The sequence below is a fragment of the Acidibrevibacterium sp. genome, assembly GCF_049965395.1.
Lineage (GTDB): Bacteria > Pseudomonadota > Alphaproteobacteria > Acetobacterales > Acetobacteraceae > Acidibrevibacterium > Acidibrevibacterium fodinaquatile.
Window position 1 is genome coordinate 98,542 of record NZ_JBMFWJ010000004.1, and the last position, 5,468, is coordinate 104,009.

The 5,468-nt window shown below is 62.5% G+C and carries 6 protein-coding genes; 5 read left to right on the plus strand and 1 reads right to left on the minus strand.

Annotated features, from left to right (window positions below):
* From ACP5M5_RS02840 to ACP5M5_RS02850, 3 genes are all read left to right on the plus strand, one after another.
* Positions 1-932 (plus strand): ATP-binding protein (locus ACP5M5_RS02840; RefSeq protein WP_427935408.1); only part of this gene is annotated, 932 nt, incomplete at its 5' end.
* Positions 933-1,033: 101 nt separating this feature from the next.
* Positions 1,034-1,327: a hypothetical protein gene (locus tag ACP5M5_RS02845; RefSeq protein WP_427935410.1), complete on the plus strand. Its 294-nt coding sequence runs from the start codon at positions 1,034-1,036 to the stop codon at positions 1,325-1,327.
* 354 nt (positions 1,328-1,681) lie between these two features.
* Positions 1,682-2,011, plus strand: coding sequence for a WYL domain-containing protein (locus ACP5M5_RS02850; protein WP_427935418.1), 330 nt, complete (start codon positions 1,682-1,684; stop codon positions 2,009-2,011).
* Between the two features lie 69 nt (positions 2,012-2,080).
* Here ACP5M5_RS02850 and ACP5M5_RS02855 read toward each other — a convergent pair whose 3' ends face one another.
* A complete protein-coding gene (locus ACP5M5_RS02855) occupies positions 2,081-2,548 on the minus strand; it encodes a hypothetical protein (protein WP_427935411.1) in 468 nt (155 codons plus the stop codon).
* Between the two features lie 95 nt (positions 2,549-2,643).
* Between ACP5M5_RS02855 and ACP5M5_RS02860 the strand changes: the two genes are divergently transcribed.
* Together ACP5M5_RS02860 and ACP5M5_RS02865 are read left to right on the plus strand one after the other, a co-directional pair.
* Positions 2,644-4,158: an McrB family protein gene (locus ACP5M5_RS02860; RefSeq protein WP_427935413.1), complete on the plus strand. Its 1,515-nt coding sequence runs from the start codon at positions 2,644-2,646 to the stop codon at positions 4,156-4,158.
* 13 nt (positions 4,159-4,171) lie between these two features.
* A partial coding sequence (locus tag ACP5M5_RS02865) for a 5-methylcytosine restriction system specificity protein McrC (protein WP_427935414.1) occupies positions 4,172-5,468 on the plus strand: 1,297 nt, incomplete at its 3' end.

Here is a 5,468-nt window from a genome sequence, read left to right on the forward strand (position 1 = left end):
CGGCGCGCACGCGGCTCTGGCGCGAAATCGGCGAGAGCGCCGGCGTGAAGCTGGCAGAAGCGGATGCGGCGCATCTCGCGCGGCTGGTGCCGGTGGCGCCGGCGCTCGCGGCCTCGGCCTTGCGGGCGGCGAAGCTCGCCGGCGGCGGGGCGGAAACGGCGCGGCTGGTCGCAAGTGGCGTGGCGCATGCGATCTTCGGCCGGCGCGCCCCGGCCGCCGAGCTGGAGCCGCCCGCGCTCTACGATCCCGCGCTCGTCAACGCTGATACCGATCTCCTCGCGCTCGCCGACCGTCTCGCCGCGCCTGGAGCGCCGCGCGCCATCTCGCTGCTGCTCGCGGGGCCCCCGGGGGCGGGCAAAACCGCCTGGGCGCGCCATCTCGCAGAGCGGCTCGGGCTGCCGGTGCTGCAAAAACGCGCCTCCGACATCCTCGATCCCTATGTCGGCGGCACCGAGCGCGCCATCGCCGAGGCGTTCGCCGAAGCCCGCGAGATGGCGGCGTTCCTGCTGTTCGACGAAGCCGACAGCCTTTTGTTCGAGCGTGGCGAGGCTGTGCGGAGCTGGGAGATCACCCAGGTCAACGAAATGCTGTCGGCGATGGAGGCGCATGATCTCCCCTTCGCCTGCACGACCAATCTCAGCGAGCGGCTGGACCGCGCTTCACTGCGCCGCTTCCTCCTCAAAATCCGCTTCGAGTGGATGACCCCCGCGCAGGCCCGCGCCGCGTTCCGGCGGTTTTTCGCCTGCGAGCCGCCGGCGGCGCTCGATGGTCTGCGCTGCCTCACGCCCGCCGATTTCGCGCTCGTCGCCCGGCGCGCGGCGCTGAGCGGGGAGAGCGAGCCAGACGATCTGGTGCGCCTGCTCGCCGCCGAGAGCGCGGGCCGGCGTGGCGGGCGCGGGCCGATGGGCTTCGCCGCGTCGGTTGCGGCGTGAGAAACTCACGCGATCGTGATCATCCCATACCGCTCTCTGAGGACGGTGAAACAGCTTCGTTGCAGCCGAGTCATGTCGTCTCGGCTCACGAGGGAGCTCTGATGATGGATATTCGTGAGGTTTTCGCCCCGGCGTTCCACCGCGCCGACCGCATTCTGTCCCTGTTCTCGATCGTCGACGGCGACGCGTGCGCGCGGCTTCATGAGGCGCTCGCGGCATGCATTTGCGAAAGCCGCATCCACCCGCTCGAAGCGGCGTTTGTTCTCGCCAACGTCGCCGGCGAAATCCTGACCTTTCTTGACGAGGAGACGCAGAAAAAACTCGACGAGGATCTCCCGACGCTTATCGATCTCGCCCGCGAGCGAACCGAGGATGCCAAGTTTGCAACCCCCTGAGGCAACCGGCGGGGCCGCGTCGCGGCGCCGCCCTTTTGGCGTGATTGCCCCCGAGCCGGCGCCACGGCAAGCTTCCGCCATGCGTTATGCCCCAGCCGAACGCCTGCTGCGTCTTGCGCGCCATCTCGCCGGCACGCGCACCGGCCTCACGCTCGAGGACATGGCGGACGAACTCGGGGTTGGCCGGCGCACGGCGGAGCGGCTGCGCGATTCCCTGCTGGCGATGTTCCCGCAGCTGGAAAGCTGGGACGACGAGGAACGGGTGCGGCGCTGGCGGCTGCCGGCGACCGCGCTGTTCGGCCTGGTTGCGCCCCGGCCCGAGGCGGTCGCCGCGATCGAGACCGCGGCGCGCGAATTGTCCCAGCGCGGCGGGAGGATTTCTCGTTATCCGCCTATGCGGCGCAGTCCTTCGGGGTGTTTCAGGAGGAGCCGGTGGACGTGGTGCTGCGCTTCGCGCCCGAGGCGGCGGAGGATGCGGCCGGCTGGCTCTTTCATCCCAGCCAAACCCTAACCCCAGAGCCCGACGGCAGCCTCACCATTCGCTTTCGCGCCGGCGGCCTGCAGGAGATGTGCTGGCAGCTTTTCACCTGGGGTGAGGCGGTTAGCGTGCTGGCGCCCGAGATGTTGCGCAATCAACTCGCCAAGATGGCCGCCGCCGTTTCGGAACATCATCGAGCGGCATGAGGGCAAAGTGGCGCGCCGGAATGATCGTGGCGGGGGGGCATCTCCGTCCCGTTTTGTCGTGCGTGGGGCTTATCGGGAGACGTCTCCTGCGCAAGGCACTGCCCGATGGCTTTCCTCGAAATCGCCGCCTTCGTGATCGTTTTGCGTATCGTCGCCGCGTTTTTTCCGCGCCCACAGCGCGCGTTCGCGGTTGCCACGCTCATTGTCGCGTTTCTGATCTCCTTCCAGCGCGGATTTTTGGTGTGGCTTGCGGTCCTGTTGTCGATTTACGCCTTTCCGCAACAAACCGCGGCTGCTCTGCAATGGCTCTCTGGCCGAATGGCGCAATGGCGGGAAACGAATGCCTTCGTAGCGCCCGACCAGGAGACGGACGAGCAAAACATGGATCTCTTTCCGCGCGCCGTTTTCAGCGACGATCCGCCACCAGCGCCGCCTGCCCCGCCAACCCGCGAGGGCGCCGCCTCTTGCTCGCTTGGTGCCGCCTTTCTCTCCGTCGGCCGACGGCCAAAAAATTGCTGAGAATTGCACCAGACGCAATAACGATCGAAAAAGGAATGAACGATGACGATTGAGGAATGGCTAGCAGGCAGATATCAGTTTTACCTAAATAACCACGAAGATTGATATAAAAATTGGGAGAAAAAATTAACAAGTTTTTCCAAACAAATAATAATAATTGCAAAAAAATCCCAAAAAAGCCGAAAAAAAATAATATCATTCAGGCATTCGGAGGGAAAGATTCGTTTTCTAGACACATGGAATGTATGATATATCAACGAGATAATGGCATTTCTTCTGTCGGCGCGGGCGGGCTTTCGGAAGCTGTATTCAATAGTATCCTAAATCTGCCTGACAATGACCGGTTTTGGAATCTGTATGGCCAAACCGTTCGGCTAACCATCAGGGACGCTGATAACGACAAAATTGTTGTTTTATATAATAATTTCATTAATTGGATGAATGATTACTGTCAAGAAAATAACATAAAACGATTTCCTGCCGTGATCAATCGTTTATTCTTTGCTTGTCTACCGGGCCGAATAACGAGCTTTACGACAGACGCAAGGTTGTGGGCTGTTTTGAGTCAAATCAGAGTCCAATTTCCAGATTTTCAATCGGAAGCTCATTGGATAGGAAAAAATTTCCAATTACTTGATTCTCTTCAACAGAGCATTGCAAATCAAAATCTGAATCACGACTTGCCTCAAAATAGGTCTATTTTCTTTTGGTGGTTATACGAGGAACTTGGGGAGATAAGACGCCAATTGGAAACGCTGGAAGATTGGTCAAGTTTGCTGGAAGCCCAAAGACAGATCATCTTCACCGGCCCGCCGGGAACCGGGAAGACGCTCTCGGCCAAGCGGCTTGCGGCCTTTATGCTGAACGGGCAAGTGCCGGAAATCGGTGCGGTCGACGATATCCTGACGGATTTGCGGATGCCGTTCCGGGAAGGCCAGCCCGGAGCCTGGGACATCGTGCAATTTCATCCCTCCTACAACTACGATGATTTCGTCCGCGGCATCCGCATCCGGACCGAGAACGGCCAGACCGTTTACACGACGGAAAACGGCCCGCTGCTGGAGATGGCGGCGCAGGCGCAGGCGCATGCCGACAGAAGCTTCATCCTGATCATCGATGAGATCAATCGCGCCAATGTCGCCGCCGTGCTTGGCGAAATGATCTACGCGCTCGAATATCGCGGTCAGCCCGTCCGCTTGCAATATGGTGACGGCGACGCGACGGCGCGGCTACCCGCAAACCTCTACATCATCGGAACCATGAACACGGCGGACCGCTCGATCGGCCATATCGACTACGCCGTCCGCCGCCGCTTCGCCTTCGTGCCGCTTCTCCCGGATAGGACTGTCGTGGGGGGATACCACGGGGATGAAGAGCTTCGCGCTGCCGCACTCCGCAAGTTCGATGCGGTCGCCAACCTCTTCAATGGCGAAGCAGCCCTTCTCAGCGCCGATTATCGCGCCGAGGATGTGCAACCTGGCCATTCCTATTTCCTTGCGGAGGACACGAACGATCTCAATCAACGGATGAAATACCAGGTTGGCCCGCTGCTCCGCGAATACGTCGCCGACGGGGTATTGGAGCAGAACGCAATCCAAAGAGTCGAGCAGATTGAGAACGGCGCCTGAGCGGGCCATAGAGGTGTACACCGAAAATAGCTCCGTCCGGTTTGCCGATCTCATCGGCCAAGACGCGGTCGACGAGGCGGTCCAGCGGTTGCGCGAAGCGGCGCGGAATGCCGCGAGGGCTGAAGAACCCCGCTATTTTGGCCTAACCCCTTACTCCGATCAGTCCGCCGAGGGACAACTCGGCTTCTTCGTCGGGATCGGGCGGTTGGCGCGGGACCGCACTCTCCATGTCGGGCCTCGCACGTTCGACGGCAACGGGGCCGGCAACGGGGCCGGATTCCGCATCGACTATCTCGCGCTCTATGCCGCCTGCGCGGCCGACCCGGAGGTGTCGCGCCATCTCGACCAGTGCCTCACCGTCTATCCCGACGAGGCGCCGATCGAGGCACCCGACCAGGCCGACTGGTCGCCGCTCATCGCGCTGGCCTATCTGCGGGCGGTGCATGAGCTGGTGCAGCGCCATCTCCGGCGCGGGTTCATCTCCCGCGAGGAGAATCTACGGGGGCGGGTTCGCGGGCAGATCGCCTTCGGGCGCTATGCCGCGCGGAGCCTCGCGCGCGGCCATCCCGAAATCGTCCCTTGCCGGTTTCAGGCGTTGGAGCAGGACACGTTGGAAAACCGCATCCTGCGTACTGCGCTCGCTGGTGCGCGGCGGCTATTGGAGGATGCGAGCGGGCAAGGTTTGGGCGGCCCGCAAGCCGCCTGGCATGTTTGGGCACGCCAGGCGGATGCGGCGCTCGCCGGGGCGGCGATCGCGCGGATCACGCCGCGCGATTTCCACGTTGCACGCAAATCCGGTACCTATCGCCACTATGCCCGCCCGCTCGCGCTCGCCCGCGCTGTGCTCACCCGCACCGGCTTCGACCCCAACCAGCCAGCCCAAAACGCACAGGCCCGGCTGGTTCCCTTTCGCCTCGCGACCGCCGAATTGTTTGAGCGTTACGTAGAAGTTCGGCTGCGCCGCATGGAGGGCTGGCGCGTTTGGGCTGGCTACCATAATGGCAATCTCGGCCAGAATTTCGCGGTGCGCCCCGATTTCCTGGTCTCGGACGGGAAGGGGCGGTGCGTCATCGTCGATGCGAAATACAAGGATTTCGCGCGGCAACAGCCCGGCGGCGCTGATGAGGACAATTCCCTGCGCAGGGACGTCTATCAGACACTCGCCTATTCGCGCCATCAAAGGGTACAGGACGAACTCGGCGGTGAGCCCACGGCGATCCTGCTCTGTTATCCGGCGCGCGGGGAAGAAAACGCGGCCGACTGGCTCGCCGCCGCGCTCGCGGGAGAAAACGCGGGCACACGCTGCCTAG